Origin of the sequence: Undibacterium sp. CY21W (genome assembly GCF_014284265.1) — a bacterium.
GTDB lineage: Bacteria > Pseudomonadota > Gammaproteobacteria > Burkholderiales > Burkholderiaceae_D > Undibacterium > Undibacterium aquatile.
This window is the reverse complement of record NZ_JACOGE010000004.1, coordinates 31,533-51,843: the sequence shown is the minus strand read 5'-3', so window position 1 is coordinate 51,843 and position 20,311 is coordinate 31,533. Positions and strand designations below refer to the sequence as shown.

The following is a 20,311-nucleotide window of genomic DNA, read 5'->3' as shown; positions in this document are numbered from 1 at the left end:
ATCTCATTGCAGCCTCCCATCCAGTAAATGCACGATGCGATCCGCACGGCGGGTTAAACGATCATCGTGGCTGGCGATCACAAATGCAGCGCCTTCTGCCTGACCACGCTCACGCATCAGATCAAGCACCTGATCGGCGGTGACAGAATCCAGGCTGGCCGTTGGCTCGTCGGCGATCACTAAAGCAGGGCGCTTGATCAGTGCACGTGCAATTGCGACCCGCTGACGCTGCCCACCTGACAGCGCATCTGGCCGATGCTGCGCATGCTCTTCGAGGCCAACAGCTTTGAGCTGTGCCGCCACGCGGATTTTGCGTTCAGCTTCCGGTACCCCGTTGAGGAACAGCGGATAGTCAACGTTTTCAGCCACCGTCATCACCGGCACCAGATTGAAACTCTGAAAAATAAAACCGATAGTCTGGCGTCGTTGCAGCGTCAGCTCGCGTTCAGAACAACTGGCAATGTCTCTGCCCAGTATCGAAACGCTGCCCTGATCTGCCTGATCGATCAGCCCGCACAGATTCAGTATCGTGCTCTTGCCGCTACCCGAAGGGCCAGTCAGCGCCAGCAACTCACCGGCCTGCACTTGCAGATCGACGCCACGCAAAGCACGCACCAGATGCTGCCCTAGGCGATACGATTTATGCACGCCCTGCAATTCGATGATGGCGCTCATGCGCTTAAGCCCTGCAATAATTGTTTAGCTTTTTCTGCCTGCGGTGCCTGATTGCGGATCACTTCTTCTGCCAATTTTTTCGCGTCTTCTATCCGCTTTTGCTGTTGCGCCAGACGCGCAGCGCGCATCCAGACTTCACCACGGAACCCCAGATCAGCCGTCGACAACTGCGGGTGAACCAATATGTCATCCAGCAGTTTTTGACCGCGCGCATGACGGTTCATGAATTCCGGCACCGCCAGAAACGTCGATGCGGCAACCAGTTTGATTTCCAATAGTTGCAAAGTATGACCGTGCAACTGCGTGGGTTCTTTTTCTGCCAGTATCAGCGACTTATCTATCATCGCCAGCCCCTCTTCCGCATACGACATTTTTTTCCACGGGAAGATTGTTGTCACCGCCAGACGGCTGGTCGCAGAACCCGCATACGCCATCAGCAAAGGCTGGCCGGGTTCGGCATTGAGTAAATTCTGAAACGCTTTAGCGGCACGTTCTTCATTACCGGAGCCCGCGCGCAAAGATTGAAACGCTGTTTCAAAATCGGCTTCGGAATACGCATTGGCGTCAGGCATCGTCAACATAGATGCGCACAGACTGAGCAACAAGGCAGCGCTATATTTGGTGGACATCGTGTTCTCCTTAAAATGAAAGTGGGGACAGCAGATGCCAGCTTAAGGAGAGGGATGAAGACGTGCGACAGGAATGCGACCACCGGCAATTTCCTGTCGCGAACGATCAGCAAAATGGCGTGAATGGTATTCGTTAGTGCGCAGACCAGGGCACAGCGTAAAGCGCAGAATAAGGCCAGGAATCACGCACAAAACGGCGATCAAAGAATGATAAAAAAATGACCAAACAGCGACCAGACAACGACCAAACGGTGACTCCACTACAGCAGAAAACCCACCGTCAACCCAAGCGCAGTCACCAGCAATACATGCGCCGGAGGTGTTTTTTGCCTCTGGAGAGGCAAAATATACTGGGTGGGGTATATCTACATCCCCTTTATTTTATTAAGAGATTCAGGCGTTTTTTGAGCATACTCCCCCTTTTTTATAAAAATCGCCGCTTTTAAACGGCGACTTTCGTGCGCAGGCAGGCGCTTCAAGCGGCGCGAAGTCATCAGCATTTTTCGGTGTTGCCTGTGCCACAGGCACAGCGCATGAGGCTTTCAAGGCATAGTAAGAAAATTGTTATTTTTAACATTCCAAGTTAAGCTATGGCGTCGCCAAATTACATCGCGTTCGCGGCCACTGAAACGAAGGAAGAATTATGAAAATTATCGTCGAGACCAATGTCCGCGCACCAATTGAAAGAGTGTGGCAGGCCTACACCACACCCGAAGACATCGTCCAGTGGAATGCTGCGTCCGATGACTGGCACACCACCAGATCCAATGTTGATCTTCGAATCGGCGGCACTTTCTCATCCCGGATGGAAGCGAAAGACGGCAGCTTTGGATTTGACTTTGCCGGCACCTATACCAACGTAGTCCCGAATCATCTCATTGAATATTCGTTTGGAGACCGGACGGCAACAGTTGAATTCAGCGCAAGCCCGGAGGGCGTCAAAGTAAGAGTTTCATTCGATGCAGAAACAACGCACTCTGATGAACAGCAGCGAGACGGGTGGCAGGCAATTCTCAATAATTTTACGCGCCATGTTGAAGGTCAGAAGTAGTCTTTCAACAGCGAACTCGTCCATATAGTGACGGACCAAAATTACCCATCGCGGCTCTCGCTGCGTGGTAATCAAACGGAGTATTACCGTGTCATCTTCATACAATGTCTTTCTGATTCTTGGAGCCGCCCTGAGCGCAATGGCCGCAGCGTTGCACTTCGCTTGCATGATTTGGGGTGCGCCACTATTCCGGTTTTTAGGTGCCGGTGAGCCGATTGCGCGAATGGCGGAAAAAGGGCATTGGTATGCGAACTTCATCGCTTTTGCGATCGGCACACTCCTCGCTGTGTGGGCCGCTTACGCATTGTCGGGTGCGGGGCTGCTGATCCGGCTGCCCTTTGTTCAATTAGTCCTGAGTGCGATCACAGGAATCTATCTTCTGCGTGCGGTCGCTTTCCCATTACTGAAACCCGCCTTCCCCGACAACAGCAACACATTCTGGCTGGTCACATCAGGAATTTGTTTCATCATCGGCCTGGTACATCTGGTTGGTCTGCGCCAGGTATGGCATCAGTTGTGAGGCAAACCCAACGCGCTAGCGGGATGGCGTTATCGCCCACGCTTAGCACATTGCATCCGACATCCGCAAACTCCCTCTGGCGATAATCACGTTAACCTGACATGCATCTATTCGGCACAGCCAAATACAGCGAGGCTATATGCGGCTTTCAAGGCAGTTGAAGAAAATTGTTCTTTTCGACCTTACAAGTTAAGCTTCATTTTTGTTAAGTTAAACCATGTCCGCCACACAAAAGGTTCTCGCACAATGTCACGACTATTCAAATTTTTTTCTATCTCTCTGTTCTGTTTATGCAGCGTCGCACACGCACAGGAAACCTTGCAGCAACTTGGGGAATGGATGTCGCATTATTACGAGAAGCCAGCGCCAGACCAATTCACAAAATGGCTTAACGATGCGTCGGCGGCGGGAGCCTTCGAAAAGCCATCAGCGCGCTTTCCGCTGATGATCTTCACGACAGAAATTTTGAAAATGAATCCGGATAAAGGCGCTCAATGGTGTAAAGACCTTGCAACGATATCCTCGACCAGCAAAGCATACGTCGGATGGTCATTTTACAATTCCAATATTCCTGCTGCAGAGCAGTGCGTTCAAACGCAGCTGGGTTTGTCTGACAGTGACGTCAAGAAAATCATGAGCGCCACTCGCTATGATCCTTTGGCAAAAGAGCCGTCAACCCCGGCAGACCTGGATATGTTGTGGGCAGTTTTCAGCGCGACAGGAAATGAAACTGCCGTCAATAAAATCATTGATGTTCTGGCCAGACCATCGCCGGAAAAAGGCACAGAGGGTAGCGTTAAAATGCTGTTGATGAAAGGAGCTGCGAAATGGTCGCTCACTTCAAACATCCGACAACATACGCGTGTCGCCGGGATAGTTCAAAAGCGTCGTGTCACTGAATCTGACCTACTCAAAAAAGAGCTCGATGAAGCAGTAAGCAATGCGTCGAAATAAGCCCGTAAGCAATTCAATCCTGAGGATGCCGCGCATACCTTGCGCAAGTCGCTGGATTTATCACTAAGGGGATTTTATGGAAACGCAAAAATTACATCGAGGTCGGTTGATCGATCACATCCAATTGGTCGTGCAAGACATTTCTGCGAGCCAAACTTTTTATGCCGCCATTTTTGCAGCGCTGAATGTACCGATGGGTGGCACTGGTGACGGCTACTTCTGGGCAGACGAATTATTCGTGACCGCCATCGATAGCCCGGCTGCGCTGGGTGTGCTGACTGGCCGCCATCACCTCGCATTTCAGGCGCAGGACCGAAACATGGTCGATCACTTTTACCAAACCGCACTCGCGCATGGCGGCAAAGATAACGGCGCTCCCGGAGAACGCGCTTACCATCCTGGTTATTACGCTGCCTTCGTCGTGGACCCCGACGGTAACAATATCGAAGCGGTGTTTCACGGTGAAGCAAGCCGCAGTTCAGCGTCTGTGGTGATCACATTCTAAACACGGCAGCCGTTGCATACGTCAGAATTTGCATCAGAATTTATATCAGCGTTTAAAGCCATGATCTTTGCCCCCTGACGATGAGAAAACCAAATGGCTTTTGCCTCGGGGTCGCAGCATAGAAGCCATATCGAAACACCGCCGAAATACCATTGAAATACCAACGTCATCACAGGAGTAACCATGAAACTGATAGGCATGCTTGATTCACCCTACGTTCGCCGGGTGGCGATTTCACTGCAGTTGTTGGGCATCGATTTTGAGCACCAATCACTCTCAGTATTCCGCGGTTACGCTGAATTTCAGCAGATCAATCCTGTCGTCAAAGCGCCGACGCTCGTGTGTGACGACGGATGCGTGATCATGGATTCGACGCTGATTCTTCAGTATGCAGAAGCGCTTGCGCGGCCACGCACACTGCTTCCTGCCGATGTGCAAGGCTTGCAGCACGAACTGCATCTGATTGGCCTGGCGTTGGCCGCCACTGAGAAAAGTGTGCAGATCGTGTACGAGCGCAATCTCCGTCCATCAGAAAAACTGCACGAACCGTGGCTGAACCGGATTTCGGAGCAGGTGCTCGCCGCCTACACGGAACTGGAATCAGCGTTCGCTGCTACGCCGCTGGCGCGCACCAGTGCCAGCCTGAGTCAGGCTGGCGTCACCATCGGCGTAGCCTGGCATTTCACGCAGCAAATGATTCCGGAAACCGTGCCGGAGGCAAGCTTCCCTCTTCTGGCAGCGTATTCACAAGCGCTTGAAGGATTGCCGGAATTCCGTGCAGCACCGCATGGTGATGGCACCTACGTGAAGTAACGCACACCATTTTTTCATGCCAGGCAATGCGTCAGCATGCTTACACTTCGGAGCCTGTTATGTCTCAAGCGAATTCATCGATAGCCGTCGTCGCGCTGGATGTTCCACCAAGAACAAAGCCGAGCAATTATCCTGAGCCGTTTGCGGCACGCATGACCGGAAGAGAAAAACGCGCATTGGGTGATTTTTTCGGCCTTGCCAACTTTGGCGTCAACCTGACCCGACTCGTTCCCGGTGCAGGCTCTGCTCTGCGCCATGCACATGCGACGCAGGATGAATTTATCTACATTCTCGAAGGCTATCCGGTACTCATCACCGATCATGGCGAAACACCTCTGGCGCCGGGTATGTGTTCGGGATTCAAGGCGGGTACGGGAAACGCCCATCATCTGGTCAACCGCACCGATGCGGATGTGCTGTATCTCGACATCGGTGATCGCAGCCCGGGGGATAGCGTGAGTTACCCCGATGATGATTTACAGGCGGTGTTTGGTGACGACGGAACATGGCAGTTTGCGCATAAGGATGGCGCGCGCTATTAGCAAACGCGATGAAGATGATCGCGCCCGCCACCAACCAAAATCATTCAAAGTCAGCGACATCCAAACCACAAACCTTCGCACCTCATCAGGAAACGTATGGCAAAAGTTGATTTGAAAAAAGAGCTTTCCTACCTCTATCAACCATCTGCAAAAGAAGTGACTGAGGTGGATGTACCAACGTTCAGATATCTGATGATCGATGGTCAGGGCGACCCTAATTCGTCACCCGAATATGCTGAAGCTGTGGAGGCATTATTTTCGGTGTCGTACACGGCAAAGTTCATGCTCAAAAAAGGCGTGCAGGCGCTCGATTACGCGGTCATGCCGCTGGAAGGGTTGTGGTGGGCCGACGATATGGCCGCCTTTGTTGCCAACGACAAAGCACAGTGGAAATGGACCATGTTGATCATGCAACCGGCATTCGTTGATGCAGAAACGATTGCACAAGCGATGACGGACGTGTTGAAAAAGAAAAAATTGCTGGCCGTATCGCAACTGCGCCTGGAATCCTTCAGCGAAGGACGCTGCGCGCAGATTTTGCATATCGGCCCGTTTTCTGAAGAAGGGCCAACGATACAACGTCTGCATGATTTCATCGACGCCCGCGCTAGCCGCACCGGCAAACACCACGAAATTTATCTCAGTGATATCCGGCGTGCCAACCCCGCCAATTGGAAAACCATCATTCGCCATCCTATGCTGTGAACGCATCCCGCTGCGTTGAGCAATCGATCAATCTCACACTTCATCATCCCGGAGACCCCTGATGTATCGTCGCGTACTACTCGCACTCGCATTAACAACACTGGCTTCGCTCGCCATCGCACAGGATGGCCGTGGCGGACGCTTTGATGATGACTTGTTTAGTAATCTCGAAGGAGACTGGTCGCTCACGCGCAGCATCGGCGGCAAAGAACTTAACAACACCGCCTCTGCAACATGGGTGCTGCAACATCAGTTTCTGCTGCTGAAAATGCGCGATGCCGGCATCCCTTCACGCTATGAAGCAGACATCTACATCGGCTACTCACACGCCCGCGCCGAATACGTCGCGCATTGGATCGATAATTTCGGCGCGCAGTTTTCGGCTGTTGGGCGTGGCAAGCGCAACGGCAACTCGGTGGAATTCCGCTTTGAATATCCCGACGGCCCCTTCTTCAACACCTTCACCTGGGACCCGGAAACCAAAACATGGAGCTGCCATCTGCAATCCGTCGCCAAAGATGGCACCCGCAAAACCTTTGCCCGCGATACACTCACGCGGCGGCAATGATGCCGCGCTCTGGTTGGAACGTGCTTCACGACAAAAAAATATCCCCGCCACCAGCCAGCTCGCCCATTACCTGAGCCGCGACGACACGCCCGATCTGGCGACCGGCTACGCGCTGTTGCTGCTCTACAAAGAAGCGACACCGCAAGTGACGCCGCAGTTAAAAGAAAGAATCACCAGCGTTGAAGCCCGACTATCGCCGGAAGAAAATACCGCCGCCGACGTCATACGCGCAACGTGGTACACAGGCGTCACCCCACTCACCGCACTCGCCCGCAGCGGCGTTTCCGCCGTCCCCAAATTGCTGACATCGCTGGAACACTAAAACCAGCATTGCTCATTCATGCCGTTTTTTGCCTGCCTGAGCCGAAAATATACTGGGTGGGGTATATTTAAAACCCCTTTGTTTTATTCAGAGATAAAGGCATTTTTGGCACATACTCCCCTATTTTTTCAAAAAATGGCATGATTTAAAGAGCGCTGTAGCTCTGTTTCCGCCTACGCCGGGCAATGTCAGATTCAGATTTTTGGCTTGATAAGAAACGGTGGCTTTGGCTGCTTTTTTTGCTATTTGCCAGGTGCTTACACGATGCGTGTTGAGTTGATTCGATCTGCACTTTTTGTCGATTCGCTGATGCCTGCTGTTGATCAGGTATCAGCAAATACAATCAAGCACCATGCGTGTTTCTACAGAAAGGAAACAAATTGCCTTTATTTTGGCAGTCAGTTATCTTTCAAAAATGAAAATTAAATCATGTTATACGTCCAGATGAACTATCGTCCCTTTATTCTCTTTGTGCTCTTGTCAGTTGCTTGCATGACTGGAGCATTCGCCGATGGCTTGGTGAACTTCACTCTTCCCAGCGGTGTCGCTGTCGAACTTGTCGAGCAAGCATTCGTGAAATCTCAATTCAAAGTTGAAGGGTGCAACGGGCAGGAAAAAAAATGTTTAATTAATGGACGCATACCGTTCGGTACTGATCTTGATCTGCCAAAGTCATACGTCAAAAGCATTAGGGTATCGTTCCAAGGTAAAACCTATTCGCTTAGTTCGGACGGCATGTACAACGCATGGGGAAAACGTCCGCTTGAATACCCCGGCTCTGTCCGCTACTTTGGCGGCAAGTGCTTTGATTCACAGAACTGCCAGTTTCGCGGTTTGTTCTCGGATGCGGCAGGGTCGTTTGTCGCCGAGTGGCGAGTTGTCAACGGTGTGCCTACTCGAACAGTTCTGACCAACAGCAATGATGTGGTCAGTCTTTTTATGAAGCACATTGACCCACCGGAGTTCGAGTGAAAACGTATAACCCTACGCTCAAGGGGGACTGCGCAAAAACGCGCAACCCCTTAGCTCCACGTTAAAAGCCACAAACAATGTTGACCATGCCCACAATGAAACACATCAATCACCTCGGTTCTGCCGCCCTGCTCTGTGCGACGGTGCTGCTGACTGTGCTTCTTCTGTTGCCGGTTGCAGGCATCACGATAGAGTGGCGACCCAAAACGACGCCGTATCGCTTGGTCAATAATCCTTTCATCAGTTGGAGCCTGATTGTCGTTCTGTCTGCGGGTCTGGTGCTCATTCGCAAGGGCGCTGTGCTGATTCAGTGCATGACGGCATTGGTCTTCGTCGGAATGATTCAAGGGCTGGCGATTGCCAGCGCGCTGTTCTGGGACGCATTTCTATCACCCATGCTCGTGTTCGCTGCGCTGCCGATTCAACTCACTGCGGCACAAACGCTCAAGTCGCTCACGCATGATCACACAGACCGTCACAATGGATAGCGCGCCGTCTGATCTTCTCATGTCAAACTTCAGGCTTCCTGGAACAGGCACCGATTAAGATGAAAATGATCGAAACGCCCACCAGCCTTCACGCCCAACCCATCGACGTTCAGCTTGAGCTGATCGGGTTTGGCATCGCGCTCGCTGCATTGCTGACGATGGCAGTTTATCGCCCCCAATTCGCTTTGATTATTCTTTTTCCCTTGATACTGTCCTTTGCATGGCGGCGGTATCGGGACTACAAACGCTACGGCGCGAATGGAAAACCTGCCGTCTCAGTGTCAAACCAAACGCTGTACATTGACAGACCAAACGACAGTCGCGGCGGCGTCGCCATCCCGCTTGAACAGTTAAGCCATGTGATCGTTTACGGCTCCAGAGCCAGACGCATCTATCGCCTTGTCAACGTCGGTGGAACGTTTGAAGAAGTGAAGCCAGATTGGAACGAAACTCTGCACGGCAAGGTATCCGATTTCTTAGTCCGCGCACTCCCTGGCAAGGTGTCCATTGAGGAGCCACAGACGTTAATGGCATCGATTCGCGCAGATGGCCCGGAGACAGAAGTCTAGCCTACGCTCAATCCGCCCGACACTGCTGGCATCACCGGAACACTGAGACCGGCATTTCCCCTCTTCATGCGTCTCTTTTGCCCGCTGAGGCTGAAAATATACTGGGTGGAGTATATTTAAAACCCCTTTATTTTATTCAGAGATTAAGGCGTTTTTGGCAGATACTCCCCTGTTTTTGCCAAAAACGGCATGATTTGAAGACCGATGTAGCTCTGTTTCCGCCTACGCCGGGCAATGTCAGATTCTGATTTTTGGCCTGATAAGAAACGGTGGCTTTGGCTGCTTTTTTTGCTATTTGCCAGGTGCTGACACGATGCGTGCTGAGTTGATTCGATCTGCACTTTTTGTCGATTCGCTGATGCCTGCTATTGATCAGGTATCAGCAAATACAATCAAGCGTTATGCGGGCTTCTACAGAAAGGAAACAAATTGCCTTTATTTTGGCAGTCAGTTATCTTTCAAAAATGAAAATTAAATCATGTTATGCAATAAAGAGTATGGAGAAACAAATTGCCCTATCAAACGGATGAAAGGCTCAAAAGCTATTTGGATACAAATCAGCTCCATAGAGAGCAGATTTGTAGAGCAGTTCTTGCAACAGACAAGAGATTTACGGACGTCAGGCCTAGACATCCGCGTGGCGGCCCAGACGGTGGGCGGGATATCCAAGCAATTTTTCGAGACGATCTAACTGCTTTTGGTGCCGTTGGTTTTGTGAACCAAGCAAATGATTCAGAAGAACAAAAAAAGAAAATAAAGAAGAAGTTTTCTGATGATCTTGAAAGTGCAATTTCCGCAGAACCTGAATTGAAGGCGTTTGTCTTTTTCACAAACATTAATTTAACGATTGGTGAAAAAGACTCGCTGATTTTACAGGCAAAAAAGGAAGGCGTCTTGAATTGCGACATCTTTGATCGTGAACGCCTGCGAATTGCTCTGGATAGTCCTGATGGCTTCTCTATTAGGTTTCAGTATCTAAATATACATCTTTCTGAAGAAGAGCAAGCCAGCTTTTTTTCTCGTTGGGGTGACGATATCCAATCTGTAATTTCCTCGGGATTTCAAAAAATCGAGGGAACTTTAAATCGAGTTTTGTTTTTGCAGGAGTCCGGTGACCCTATTACAAGTTTAACGATTTCGTTTGAGCTAAAGAAAAAATACTCAGGAGATGAAATTGGTCACTTCAGGGCATTTTGTTATCTCACGCTAAAAGAGCCGAAGCACAAAATATTATCAGTATTGTTCGGAGCATCTGATAAGTCTAATCGCATGAGAAATGACAATGATGCGGATTTCAGCCCACAGCAATCAGGGATAAAATACGGTATTGGAAGTGGTCAGTGGGAGCAGCACATAAACTTTGAAGATAACGATAATGAATCCAGCGAACATGAAGAAAAAACTGAAAAGTGGAGTCAAGTTGGTTCGGGCTCTTCGATAGGCAGGGATGAAGTTGAGTTCCTGCCTATCAGCTACAGCAAAAGCAGTTTCATTCGTTTTTTTCCTGTAATTAGTCTCAAGGATCTTGACGATGCCATGTTTCTTCCGTTTGTTAACCGATCCTTCGCCGAGAAAATTAAAGCAATTCATATCTATTCTAATGGCTACAAGCTGCAGGAAATTGCAGAATCGGATATCAACATAGATACAACTGAAATTAAGCCAAATTTTCCAGCGCTTTTTGATGATTCAGAGTTGAGTGATCACTGGGTGCGAGTTAGACCACGGGGCTCGTCAACTTATCACATGCGCTTTTTCGAGCGCACGCCTAAGCGGATGTTTGTCTCTAATCAAGTTGAGAACTCGCTTGAAAATAGGGCGAAAAATTTATAACAAGTGGATCAAATGCGTTCCACTTCGTTTCGCCGGACGCATGCGCCGTTTACTCAGACGTGTCCAATTGAAACTCCACACAAACAGTTAGGAGCGGGAAAATGGCTGCACAACTACGCCATTCCCCGTTGCCACTTTCCAGCGGTTCGAGCGCCGCTGATTTCCTCACTCCTCATCAGCACCCTCTATGTTTCACCCCGCCCGTTTCGCTGCAATCGCGTTGCCTGCGCGGCTGACGGCTTTGCGGCCGAGGTGGGTGGAGATGAATTGTCCGGCGTCGACTACGGCATCCAGATCTATGCCGGTGTGGATGCCTAAGCCCTGCATCAGGAACAGCACGTCTTCGGTGGCGACGTTGCCGGTGGCGCCTTTGGCGTAAGGGCAGCCGCCAAGGCCAGCGACGCTGGAATGGAAGATGCTGATGCCGACTTCCAGACTGGCGTAAATATTCGCCAGCGCCTGGCCGTAGGTGTCATGAAAATGGCCGGATAAACTGTGCAGCGGGAATTCTTGTGCGACGAGTTGCATCACGTTTTGCACCTGGCGCGCAGTGCCGACGCCGATGGTGTCGGCGATGTCGATTTCATCGCAGCCCAGATCGCGCAGACGGCGGACAACATCGGCGACGCTGGCTGGCGCGACTTCGCCCTGATACGGGCAGCCGAAAGCACAACTGATGGAGCCGCGCAAACGGATGTTATTTTGCTTTGCCGCCAGCGCGACATCGCGGAAACGTTCTATCGATTCTTCTATCGAGCAATTGATATTTTTTTGCGCAAAGGCTTCGGAGGCGGAGCTGAAAATCACGACTTCATCGGCACCGGCAGTGAGTGCGGCTTCAAAGCCTTTCATGTTCGGCGTCAGCACCGAATAAATCACGCCGGGTTTGCGGCTGATGCCAGCCATGACTTCGGCAGACGTGGCCATCTGCGGCACCCATTTGGGCGAGACGAAAGAGGCGGCTTCGATGTTCGCAAAACCGGCAGCAGTGAGGCGATTCACGAGTTCGATTTTAATGTCGGCGGGGATGCTTTCTTTTTCGTTTTGCAAGCCGTCACGCGGGCCGACTTCAACGATTTTGACTTGTTGCGGTAGTGATGTGTTCATCTGTTTTCCTTTGCCTGCATAGTCTGTGTAGTCTGCGGATGGCGGCGGCTAGCTTATGCCTGCGCCTCTGCCTGTGCTGCGCGGCGGATGATGTCGAGATACTGGCGCGTGACATTGTCCATGCCTTGTTCCAGGCTTTCAACGATCACGGCATGGCCGATAGAGACTTCGAGTATGTCTTTGATCTGCAAAAATTTGCCGAGGTTTTGCAGGTTCAGATCATGCCCGGCATTCACACCCATACCGGCGCGTTGCGCACGCAAGGCGGTGTCGGCAAAGGTCTGCAGCACGGCATCGTTTTGCGCTGTGCCATAGGTTTCGGCATACGGCTCGGTATATAACTCAACGCGGTCAGCACCCATTTGTTTTGCCAGCGCCAGATCGGCATCGCTGATACCGGCATCCACAAACAGGCTGCTGCGTATGCCAGCGGCTTTCAAGCCTGCCAGCACTGGCTGCAACAAGGCGGCATCTTTGCGCATGTCCCAACCGTGATCGGAAGTCAGCTGATCCGGTGCATCCGGCACCAGCGTGCATTGCGCGGGGCGATAGCGATAGACGATTTCCATGAATTCCGCTGCCGGATAACCTTCGACATTCAATTCTGCACCGCGCTGTTGACACAACTGACCGAGACTTTCGACATCAGAATAACGCGCATGGCGTTGATCCTGACGCGGATGCAGCGTGATGCCCGCCGCGCCGAGATCGAGAAAGCGCGCGGCAAACGCATCGACATCGGGATAATTGCGACCGCGCGAATTCCGCAGTAAGGCGATTTTGTTGATATTGACAGAGAGTAGAGTCATGCTTATTCCTTAGGCGATACGCGCATTGCAGGCGTGATCGCGGTTGACACAAATACGGTAAATTTCTTCCAGCACGGCTTCTGTTTCATTGAGCATCTGATGATTCCAGAAACGGAGCACCGTGATATTTTTCTGTTCTAAAAATGCATCGCGCCGTTGATCGTAGTCTTGCTGTTCGCTATGCTGCCCGCCATCGAGTTCGATGGCCAGTCGGTGTTCTGCACAATAAAATTCAACGATGTAAGGTGCAATCACATGTTGCCGCCGGAACTTGGCATTCGCCAGACGGCGGTTGCGTAACAAACTCCATAACAAGGCCTCTGCATCCGGCATCGACGTTCGCATTGCCCTGGCATAGCGCTTTAAATTTTCCGGCACAACGCTGGGATGACGAGGAAAGAGGTCAGGCATATTGTTCACTCTCAACGCTTACGATCGGCAAAGGTTGCTTATGTTGCTTTGTGCTTCCCTCACCCACTTTCGGGAGAGGGCTGCTTTTTACTCCCCTCTCCCACTGGTGGGAGAGGGGTTGGGGGTGAGGGCAATGCCGTTGATCATTACACGGCTGATCCAGCGCCCTCATCCCTGCCCTTCTCCCGCACGCGGGAGAAGGGTTCTGACTGCTTATTCTATCTTCGCTCTTACTGCGCAAATGCCAGCAACTGTGCGCCTTCGGTGACCTGATCGCCGATCGCGTACAACACATCGTCGATCACACCATCGTGCGGGGCGGAGATCGTGTGTTCCATTTTCATGGCTTCCATAATCAGCAGCGCGTCGCCTTTTTTGACTTCCTGTGCTTTCGCTACTAACACCGCAACAATCTTGCCCGGCATCGGTGCGGTCAGGCGGCCGCCTTCGGCCTCGGTTTCACCGGCGTGGGCGAGCGCGTCGCTGTAATGCAGGTCGGTATGCACACCCTGGCTGAAGACGTGGAAATGTTCACCATCGCGCACGACGGTGCCGCTGACGGTGCGGTCAGCGATTTTCAATACCAGATCGTTGCCGCCGCTACCACTCGCCGATGCGAGTCTGATCTCTACCGCGCTACTATCCGTGCGTAATGTCCAGCCATCGGCCAGATAGGTCACCTGTACGCTGTGCTGGTGATGTTCTTCAGCAAACTGCAAGGCGCGCTGCATCAGGCTGTTCATGCGCCAGCCGTGGCTGCTCTGCCACGGGTCACTGCCGCCGGATTTTTCAGACAGCAACAGCGACACCACAGCCAATGCGACCACATCCACAGATGCTGGTTGGGCTGGTGGGAACAGTTGTGCTTCGTTACGCGCAATCAGCCCGGTATCGAGATCGGCGTTGGCAAAGGCGTCGCTGTGTATCAGGCGCGACAGGAATGCGATATTCGATGACAAACCGACGATCTGGTATTGCGACAAGGCCTGTGCCATGCGTGCCAATGCTTCGGTGCGGTCTTTGCCCCAGACGATCATTTTGGCGATCATAGGATCGTAAAACGGCGAAATCGTATCGCCCTCGCGCACGCCGCTGTCGATGCGGAATGCCGCTGGCTCTGCGCTGCCGCCGAGTTCAAAATTCACCGCCGCCGGGGTGCGCGCATGACGCAAAGTTCCTATCGATGGCAGGAAACCTTTTTCCGGATTTTCAGCATACACACGCGCTTCTATCGCATGGCCGTGTATCTGCAATTGCTCCTGTTGCAGCGGCAAGGCTTCGCCTGCTGCGACACGCAATTGCCACTCCACCAGATCGGTGCCGGTGATCATTTCTGTGACCGGATGTTCGACCTGCAAGCGCGTATTCATTTCCATGAAATAGAAAGAACCGTCCTGGTTCGCGATGAACTCGACCGTACCAGCGCCAACATAGCCCACCGCTTTCGCGGCGGCAACCGCCGCTTCGCCCATTGCTGCGCGGCGCTCTGGCGTCATGCCGGGTGCCGGTGCTTCTTCCAATACTTTTTGATGGCGACGTTGTACCGAGCAATCGCGCTCAAACAGATACACGCAATTGCCATGCGTATCGGCAAACACCTGAATCTCGATATGCCGTGGACGTTGCAGATATTTTTCTGCCAGCACTTTATCGTCGCCAAAAGAATTGATCGCTTCGCGTTTGCACGATGCCAGCGCCTCTTTGAAATCCTTGCTGTGTTCGATCACACGCATGCCCTTGCCACCACCGCCAGCGCTGGCTTTCAGCAACACCGGATAACCGATGCGATCAGCTTCGTTTTGCAAAAAGTCGGCATCCTGATTATCACCATGATAGCCAGGCACCAGCGGCACATTGGCTTTTTCCATCAGCGATTTCGCAGCAGATTTGCTACCCATCGCTTGAATCGCGGAGGCTGGCGGGCCAATGAAGGCGATGCCGTTTTTGGCACAGGCTTCAGCGAATTCGCTGTTTTCAGACAAGAAACCATAACCCGGATGTATCGCCTGTGCGCCTGTTGCTAAAGCCACCGCGATGATTTTATCAGCGCACAGATAGCTTTCTTTGGCGGCAGCCGGACCGATCAGCACCGCTTCATCGCAGACAGCCACATGCTTGGCATTGGCGTCCGCTTCCGAATAAACGGCGACGGTTTTGATACCCATGCGGCGTGCAGTAGCAGCGACACGGCAGGCGATTTCGCCGCGATTGGCGATCAGGATTTTGGTGAACATGTCTCGTTGTCCTTATTTTTTGGAGTAGCAGATACAAGCCTGTCAGACAGGCGGAAGCATGTTTTACGGCGTGTATCGGCTCTTTTTTTGAAATGATTTAACTGCAGCTACCCGCTTTGGCTTCGACTTTGCCACGGGTTTTCAAACCTAATTTATCCAGTAAGACGCGATCATCGGCGGCTTCCGGATTTTCTGTCGTCAGCAATTTATCGCCGTAGAAAATCGAATTCGCGCCAGCGAGGAAACACATCGCCTGCACCGCTTCGCCCATCTGACGGCGGCCAGCAGACAAGCGCACACGCGCTTTCGGCATGGTGATGCGGGCAACCGCAATCGTGCGGACAAATTCCAGCGGATCCAGCGGATCAAGCCCGTGCAATGGCGTGCCCTCAACCTGCACCAGATGATTGACCGGCACTGATTCAGGATACGGATTCAGATTCGCCAGTTGCGCAATTAAGCCCGCACGCTGACGGCGTGATTCGCCCATACCGACGATGCCGCCGCAGCAAACTTTCAGGCCAGCGGTGCGCACATGACCGAGCGTATCGAGTCTATCCTGATAGTCGCGGGTGGAAATCACATTGCTGTAAAACTCCGGCGCGGTATCGAGATTGTGGTTGTAGTAATCGAGACCAGCGTCAGCCAGACGTTGTGCCTGTTCTTCTTTCAACATGCCCAGCGTGGCGCAGGTTTCCAGACCCATGGCTTTGACTTCGCGCACCATGGTTTCAACTTTTTCCATGTCGCGGTCTTTCGGTGAACGCCATGCGGCGCCCATGCAGAAACGGGTCGCGCCATTTTCACGCGCGGCTTTGGCAGCGTCCAGCACTTCGCGCACATCCAGCATTTTTTTGGCTTCAACACCAGTGTCGTAACGCGCTGCCTGCGGGCAGTAGCCGCAATCTTCTTCGCAGCCGCCGGTCTTGATCGACAACAGCGTCGCCAGCTCGACATCGCCATCCGGAAAATTGGCGCGATGCGCGGTCTGTGCCTTGAACATCAGATCGTTGAATGGCAGGTCGAACAGCGCCAGCACATCGTCAACCGGCCAGGTATCGGCTTCGATTTTTTTGACGGGAGCTTGAAACTGTACGGCGTGTTGCTGAGTGTCATTGGCTTGCATAAAACTTCCTTCACTTCAAAAAATTCAGATCAAGATACGCGGCGGCAGCTTTTGCCTTCTGAGTATCCTCATGGTTCAGACGCGGAATACATCCCAGCAGCGGCGCTGTCAAACGATCACGTAATGCGGCAATATTTTCGTCGGGATACAGCATTTGTGTATCGACGATATTAGCGACCCAGCCCGCCAGTCGCAGCCCGCGTGCTGTAATCGCCTGCGCCGTCAGTAAAGCATGGTTAATACAGCCGAGGCGTATGCCAACCACCATGATCACCGGCAGATTCAATACCTGCGCCATGTCGGCGGTGTCGTGGCGGTCATCCAGCGGTACGCAGAAGCCACCGACACCTTCGACGATCACCGCATCAGCGAGCTGCATAGCTTGTTGATACGCATCCACAATCTGCGGCAACGAAATACGGATCTTCTCGCGTTGCGCCACGATGTGCGGCGCTGCCGGGGTCTGCATCAGATACGGACAAACGATGTGTTGCGGCGCTTTTACGTCAGACGCCTGCACCAGACTATCGACATCCTCGTTATGCCAGACGCCATCTTGTAATACTGCACCAGCCGCGATGGGTTTCATCCCCAGACTGCGTACACCGCGTTGTGACAAGGCCAGCAACAAAGCACTGCTGACCAGCGTCTTGCCAATTTCGGTGTCAGTACCGGTCACAAAATAATCGTGCGGACGCAACGCAGACATCAGGCCACCTCCGCAAAACACTGCGCCACATAATGCATCTGATCCAGACGGTTAATTGCCTGCACCAGTTGCAGCACCTGCACTTCCGTATGGGCAGCGGATAAGGTCACGCGCAAACGCGCTGTATCCAAAGGCACAGTCGGCGGGCGTATCGCCCCGACCCAATAACCCTGATCCAGCAGATTGCCTGCAACGGCCAGCATCGCATCATTTTTGCCGATGACGACCGGTTGAATCGCGGTGTCGGACGGCATACCTTGCCAGACTTTTAAATCCTGCCCGTGGCGGAACATCTGTATCAGTTTGTTCAGATGAGCGCGTCTTTGCCGCCCTTCTTCACCGGCAATAATATCGATGCTGGTGAGCAGCGCATGCGCCAGCGCGGGCGCGGCAGCGGTGGTGAAAATATAGGCACGGGCTTTTTGTATCAACCATTCGATCACAGTTTCATGCGCAGCGACAAATGCGCCACCGACACCGGCGGCTTTACCGAGTGTGCCCATGTACACCAGATTCGGTGAACGCAGATGGAAATGTTCAAACACACCGCGTCCATGTTCGCCCAGCACACCAAAGCCGTGTGCATCATCGACAATCAGCCACGCATCGTATTGCTCACATAAAGCCAGCAAGGCAGGTATGTCGGCGATATTGCCATCCATACTGAAAACGCTGTCGGTGACGACGATACGTTTTTTGCTGGTGCAATTTTTCAGCATGGTTTCCAGCGCGGCGTAATCGCGGTGCGCGAAAACCTGAGTGGCGGCACGCGACAAACGCACGCCGTCTATCAGCGAAGCGTGGTTCAATTCTTCTGAAAACACGGCGGCATCTTTGCCTGCCAAAGCGGTGATCACGGCCTGATTCGCCATGTAACCGGTGCAGAAATACAAAGCACGCGCCTGATCGATATTCGGTGCCATGAACTCTGCGAGCTTCTGTTCCAGATTCGCATGAGCGCGACTGTGACCGCTGATCAGATGGGATGCGCCACTTCCAGCCCCATAAAGACTGACACCTTTTTGCAAAGCCTGTGTGACTAAGGGATGCGCCGCTAACCCCAGATAATCATTGCTGCAAAAGGCGACATAGTCTTTGCCATCGGCACGCACATTCGGTGCGCATGGCGTTTCTACGGTGCGGCGACGACGGATCAGATGCTGTGCTTCCAGCACATCGAGGTCGTCACGCAGGGTTTGCAACAGCGGCATTCTGGCAGCAGCAATCCGCAGATTACCGCTCTTTTCATTACTCTGATGCACCGGATTTTTACTTTCCGGATGTTGATTATTTAGATTACTTTGATTACTACTGATGCCACTCATGCCATAACCTCTTCAAATACTTTCATGGTCTTCTGTGCCAGCAAAGCGATTTCATCATCGCTCAGAATATACGGCGGCATCAGATAGACACTGCGCCCTATCGGGCGCATCAATAATTCCTGCTGCAAGGCGGCGCTGAAAAAACGGCGCGAAAATGTCGCGGCTTTTTCAGCGTCATCGACAATCGCATCAAACGCAAAAATCATCCCTTGCTGGCGCACATGCCGCACACGCGGATCATCGCGCAATGGTGCAAACGCATCGGCAAACATCTGTGCTTTACGGCGATTCTGCGCCAGCACATCGTCCTCTTCAAAAATCGCCAGCGTCGCCAATGCCGCACGGCAGGCCAGCGGATTGCCGGTGTACGAATGCGAATGCAAAAAGCCGCGCCGCACATCGGCATCATAAAATGACTGATAGACCGCATCGGTCGTCATCACCAGACTCAAGGGCAGATAACCGCCGCTGATGCCTTTCGACAGACATAAAAAATCAGGCCAGATCTGCGCCGATTCACAGGCAAAGAAAGTGCCGCTGCGGCCACAACCGACCGCAATTTCATCGGCGATCAGATGCACATGGTATTGATCGCACAACTCGCGCAAACGGCGCAGATACACAGGATCGTGCATCGCCATGCCAGTCGCACATTGCACCAGCGGCTCGATAATCACTGCGGCAATCTTGCCTTCGCGCTGCTGCAACACGCGTTCCAGATCGGCGGCGGCACGCAAAGCTACATCAGCAGCGCTTTCACCTTCCTGCGCCAGACGTGCATCAGGCGAAGCAACCACGTGTGCCCGTTGCAGCATGGGGCCATACGCTTCGCGGAACAGGCTGACATCAGTGACCGCCAGCGCACCGACGGTTTCGCCGTGATAGCTGCCTTGGATGCAGATGAATTCCTGTTTGTCGGTCTGCCCACGGTTACGCCACGAATGAAAACTCATCTTCAGCGCAATTTCGACCGCCGATGCACCATCGGAGGCGTAAAAGCAATGACCAAGCTGGTGGTTGGTCAATGCGGCTAATTTTTCTGATAATTCAATGACGGGCGTGTGCGTAAAACCCGCCAGCATCGCGTGTTCCAGCTGATCGAGCTGATCCTTGAGTGCGGCATTGATGCGTGGATTGGCGTGACCAAACAGATTCACCCACCATGAGCTGATGGCATCCAGATACCGCTTGCCATCCATATCGTACAGCCATGCACCGCGCCCGTGACTGACAGGAATCAGGGGCACCGTTTCATGGTGCTGCATCTGGGTACACGGATGCCAGACATGTTGCAGGCTGCGTGCGACCCAATCATTTTGTGTGTTGAAATTCAAACTTGCTCCAGACTACTTTTAAAACCCGCACATTTTACGGGCATTTCCAGCTAATTTAATTTCGCAAGCCGCATAAATACTGGGCATCTGTATTGAAAGTTTTCAAAAAA

General features: G+C 52.4%; 23 protein-coding genes. 13 read left to right on the top strand and 10 right to left on the bottom strand.

Annotated features, from left to right (window positions below; all coding sequences use genetic code 11):
- Positions 1–3: 3 nt before the first annotated feature.
- Both H8K29_RS10565 and H8K29_RS10560 read right to left on the bottom strand, forming a co-directional pair.
- On the bottom strand, positions 4–675 hold the full coding sequence (locus tag H8K29_RS10565) for an ABC transporter ATP-binding protein (protein ID WP_222611466.1): 672 nt from the start codon (positions 673–675) through the stop codon (positions 4–6).
- Positions 672–1,304 carry a hypothetical protein gene (locus tag H8K29_RS10560; RefSeq protein ID WP_186897575.1) on the bottom strand — a complete coding sequence of 211 codons (633 nt, stop codon included), beginning with the start codon at positions 1,302–1,304 and terminating at the stop codon, positions 672–674. Before H8K29_RS10560 ends, H8K29_RS10565 begins: the two co-directional genes overlap by 4 nt.
- 643 nt (positions 1,305–1,947) lie before the next feature.
- Here H8K29_RS10560 and H8K29_RS10555 point away from each other — a divergent pair.
- From H8K29_RS10555 to H8K29_RS10495, 13 genes are all read left to right on the top strand, one after another.
- Positions 1,948–2,355, top strand: coding sequence for an SRPBCC family protein (locus H8K29_RS10555; RefSeq protein WP_186897574.1), 408 nt, complete (start codon positions 1,948–1,950; stop codon positions 2,353–2,355).
- An 88-nt stretch (positions 2,356–2,443) separates the two neighbouring features.
- On the top strand, positions 2,444–2,875 hold the full coding sequence (locus H8K29_RS10550; RefSeq protein ID WP_370527168.1) for a hypothetical protein: 432 nt from the start codon (positions 2,444–2,446) through the stop codon (positions 2,873–2,875).
- A gap of 246 nt (positions 2,876–3,121) precedes the next feature.
- The gene (locus H8K29_RS10545; protein WP_186897573.1) at positions 3,122–3,829 is read left to right on the top strand and encodes a hypothetical protein; all 708 of its coding nucleotides are present in this window, start codon (positions 3,122–3,124) and stop codon (positions 3,827–3,829) included.
- Between the two features lie 76 nt (positions 3,830–3,905).
- Positions 3,906–4,334: a VOC family protein gene (locus H8K29_RS10540; protein WP_186897572.1), complete on the top strand. Its 429-nt coding sequence runs from the start codon at positions 3,906–3,908 to the stop codon at positions 4,332–4,334.
- 183 nt (positions 4,335–4,517) lie between these two features.
- Positions 4,518–5,147 (top strand): glutathione S-transferase, encoded by a 630-nt coding sequence (locus H8K29_RS10535; RefSeq protein ID WP_186897571.1) that lies wholly within the window; start codon positions 4,518–4,520, stop codon positions 5,145–5,147.
- Positions 5,148–5,206: 59 nt separating this feature from the next.
- The gene (locus tag H8K29_RS10530; RefSeq protein WP_186897570.1) at positions 5,207–5,689 is read left to right on the top strand and encodes a cupin domain-containing protein; all 483 of its coding nucleotides are present in this window, start codon (positions 5,207–5,209) and stop codon (positions 5,687–5,689) included.
- A 96-nt stretch (positions 5,690–5,785) separates the two neighbouring features.
- On the top strand, positions 5,786–6,394 hold the full coding sequence (locus H8K29_RS10525) for a GyrI-like domain-containing protein (RefSeq protein WP_186897569.1): 609 nt from the start codon (positions 5,786–5,788) through the stop codon (positions 6,392–6,394).
- Between the two features lie 61 nt (positions 6,395–6,455).
- Positions 6,456–6,962, top strand: a complete 507-nt coding sequence (locus H8K29_RS10520; RefSeq protein ID WP_186897568.1) for a hypothetical protein — start codon at positions 6,456–6,458, stop codon at positions 6,960–6,962.
- Positions 6,931–7,284: a hypothetical protein gene (locus tag H8K29_RS10515; protein ID WP_186897567.1), complete on the top strand. Its 354-nt coding sequence runs from the start codon at positions 6,931–6,933 to the stop codon at positions 7,282–7,284. The genes H8K29_RS10520 and H8K29_RS10515 overlap by 32 nt, the downstream gene beginning before the upstream one ends.
- A 444-nt stretch (positions 7,285–7,728) precedes the next feature.
- The gene (locus tag H8K29_RS10510; protein ID WP_186897566.1) at positions 7,729–8,256 is read left to right on the top strand and encodes a hypothetical protein; all 528 of its coding nucleotides are present in this window, start codon (positions 7,729–7,731) and stop codon (positions 8,254–8,256) included.
- Between the two features lie 86 nt (positions 8,257–8,342).
- A complete protein-coding gene (locus tag H8K29_RS10505; protein WP_186897565.1) occupies positions 8,343–8,744 on the top strand; it encodes a hypothetical protein in 402 nt (133 codons plus the stop codon).
- A gap of 59 nt (positions 8,745–8,803) precedes the next feature.
- Positions 8,804–9,313 carry a hypothetical protein gene (locus tag H8K29_RS10500; RefSeq protein ID WP_186897564.1) on the top strand — a complete coding sequence of 170 codons (510 nt, stop codon included), beginning with the start codon at positions 8,804–8,806 and terminating at the stop codon, positions 9,311–9,313.
- 510 nt (positions 9,314–9,823) lie between these two features.
- Positions 9,824–11,146: a hypothetical protein gene (locus H8K29_RS10495; protein ID WP_186897563.1), complete on the top strand. Its 1,323-nt coding sequence runs from the start codon at positions 9,824–9,826 to the stop codon at positions 11,144–11,146.
- Between the two features lie 192 nt (positions 11,147–11,338).
- On the opposite strand, the gene H8K29_RS10490 is transcribed toward H8K29_RS10495, so the two are convergent.
- The 8 genes from H8K29_RS10490 to bioA all read right to left on the bottom strand — a co-directional run bounded on the left by H8K29_RS10490 (position 11,339) and on the right by bioA (position 20,201).
- A complete protein-coding gene (locus H8K29_RS10490) occupies positions 11,339–12,253 on the bottom strand; it encodes a hydroxymethylglutaryl-CoA lyase (protein WP_186897562.1) in 915 nt (304 codons plus the stop codon).
- A 53-nt stretch (positions 12,254–12,306) separates the two neighbouring features.
- Positions 12,307–13,062, bottom strand: coding sequence for a pyridoxine 5'-phosphate synthase (locus H8K29_RS10485; RefSeq protein ID WP_186897561.1), 756 nt, complete (start codon positions 13,060–13,062; stop codon positions 12,307–12,309).
- A 9-nt stretch (positions 13,063–13,071) separates the two neighbouring features.
- Complete coding sequence (locus H8K29_RS10480) at positions 13,072–13,473, bottom strand: endonuclease domain-containing protein (RefSeq protein WP_186897560.1); 402 nt, start codon at positions 13,471–13,473, stop codon at positions 13,072–13,074.
- 230 nt (positions 13,474–13,703) lie between these two features.
- Complete coding sequence (locus H8K29_RS10475; RefSeq protein WP_186897559.1) at positions 13,704–15,707, bottom strand: acetyl/propionyl/methylcrotonyl-CoA carboxylase subunit alpha; 2,004 nt, start codon at positions 15,705–15,707, stop codon at positions 13,704–13,706.
- Between the two features lie 97 nt (positions 15,708–15,804).
- Positions 15,805–16,833, bottom strand: a complete 1,029-nt coding sequence (gene bioB, locus H8K29_RS10470; RefSeq protein WP_186897558.1) for a biotin synthase BioB — start codon at positions 16,831–16,833, stop codon at positions 15,805–15,807.
- Between the two features lie 10 nt (positions 16,834–16,843).
- Positions 16,844–17,542, bottom strand: coding sequence for a dethiobiotin synthase (gene bioD / locus H8K29_RS10465; protein ID WP_186897557.1), 699 nt, complete (start codon positions 17,540–17,542; stop codon positions 16,844–16,846).
- Positions 17,542–18,753, bottom strand: a complete 1,212-nt coding sequence (gene bioF / locus H8K29_RS10460; RefSeq protein WP_186897816.1) for an 8-amino-7-oxononanoate synthase — start codon at positions 18,751–18,753, stop codon at positions 17,542–17,544. The genes bioD and bioF overlap by 1 nt, the downstream gene beginning before the upstream one ends.
- 110 nt (positions 18,754–18,863) lie before the next feature.
- Positions 18,864–20,201 (bottom strand): adenosylmethionine--8-amino-7-oxononanoate transaminase, encoded by a 1,338-nt coding sequence (gene bioA, locus H8K29_RS10455; RefSeq protein ID WP_186897556.1) that lies wholly within the window; start codon positions 20,199–20,201, stop codon positions 18,864–18,866.
- Between the last annotated feature and the right edge of the window lie 110 nt (positions 20,202–20,311).

Coding starts and splice junctions, on each gene's coding strand:
- H8K29_RS10555 (WP_186897574.1), top strand. CDS start 1,948: ATGAAAATTATCGTCGAGACCAATGTCCGCGCACCAATTGAAAGAGTG.
- H8K29_RS10530 (WP_186897570.1), top strand. CDS start 5,207: ATGTCTCAAGCGAATTCATCGATAGCCGTCGTCGCGCTGGATGTTCCA.
- H8K29_RS10535 (WP_186897571.1), top strand. CDS start 4,518: ATGAAACTGATAGGCATGCTTGATTCACCCTACGTTCGCCGGGTGGCG.
- H8K29_RS10560 (WP_186897575.1), bottom strand. CDS start 1,304: ATGTCCACCAAATATAGCGCTGCCTTGTTGCTCAGTCTGTGCGCATCT.
- H8K29_RS10510 (WP_186897566.1), top strand. CDS start 7,729: ATGAACTATCGTCCCTTTATTCTCTTTGTGCTCTTGTCAGTTGCTTGC.
- H8K29_RS10545 (WP_186897573.1), top strand. CDS start 3,122: ATGTCACGACTATTCAAATTTTTTTCTATCTCTCTGTTCTGTTTATGC.
- H8K29_RS10565 (WP_222611466.1), bottom strand. CDS start 675: ATGAGCGCCATCATCGAATTGCAGGGCGTGCATAAATCGTATCGCCTA.
- H8K29_RS10485 (WP_186897561.1), bottom strand. CDS start 13,062: ATGACTCTACTCTCTGTCAATATCAACAAAATCGCCTTACTGCGGAAT.
- H8K29_RS10490 (WP_186897562.1), bottom strand. CDS start 12,253: ATGAACACATCACTACCGCAACAAGTCAAAATCGTTGAAGTCGGCCCG.
- H8K29_RS10475 (WP_186897559.1), bottom strand. CDS start 15,707: ATGTTCACCAAAATCCTGATCGCCAATCGCGGCGAAATCGCCTGCCGT.
- bioD (WP_186897557.1), bottom strand. CDS start 17,542: ATGTCTGCGTTGCGTCCGCACGATTATTTTGTGACCGGTACTGACACC.
- bioF (WP_186897816.1), bottom strand. CDS start 18,753: ATGCCGCTGTTGCAAACCCTGCGTGACGACCTCGATGTGCTGGAAGCA.
- H8K29_RS10500 (WP_186897564.1), top strand. CDS start 8,804: ATGAAAATGATCGAAACGCCCACCAGCCTTCACGCCCAACCCATCGAC.
- H8K29_RS10505 (WP_186897565.1), top strand. CDS start 8,343: ATGCCCACAATGAAACACATCAATCACCTCGGTTCTGCCGCCCTGCTC.
- H8K29_RS10480 (WP_186897560.1), bottom strand. CDS start 13,473: ATGCCTGACCTCTTTCCTCGTCATCCCAGCGTTGTGCCGGAAAATTTA.
- bioB (WP_186897558.1), bottom strand. CDS start 16,833: ATGCAAGCCAATGACACTCAGCAACACGCCGTACAGTTTCAAGCTCCC.
- H8K29_RS10540 (WP_186897572.1), top strand. CDS start 3,906: ATGGAAACGCAAAAATTACATCGAGGTCGGTTGATCGATCACATCCAA.
- H8K29_RS10525 (WP_186897569.1), top strand. CDS start 5,786: ATGGCAAAAGTTGATTTGAAAAAAGAGCTTTCCTACCTCTATCAACCA.
- H8K29_RS10520 (WP_186897568.1), top strand. CDS start 6,456: ATGTATCGTCGCGTACTACTCGCACTCGCATTAACAACACTGGCTTCG.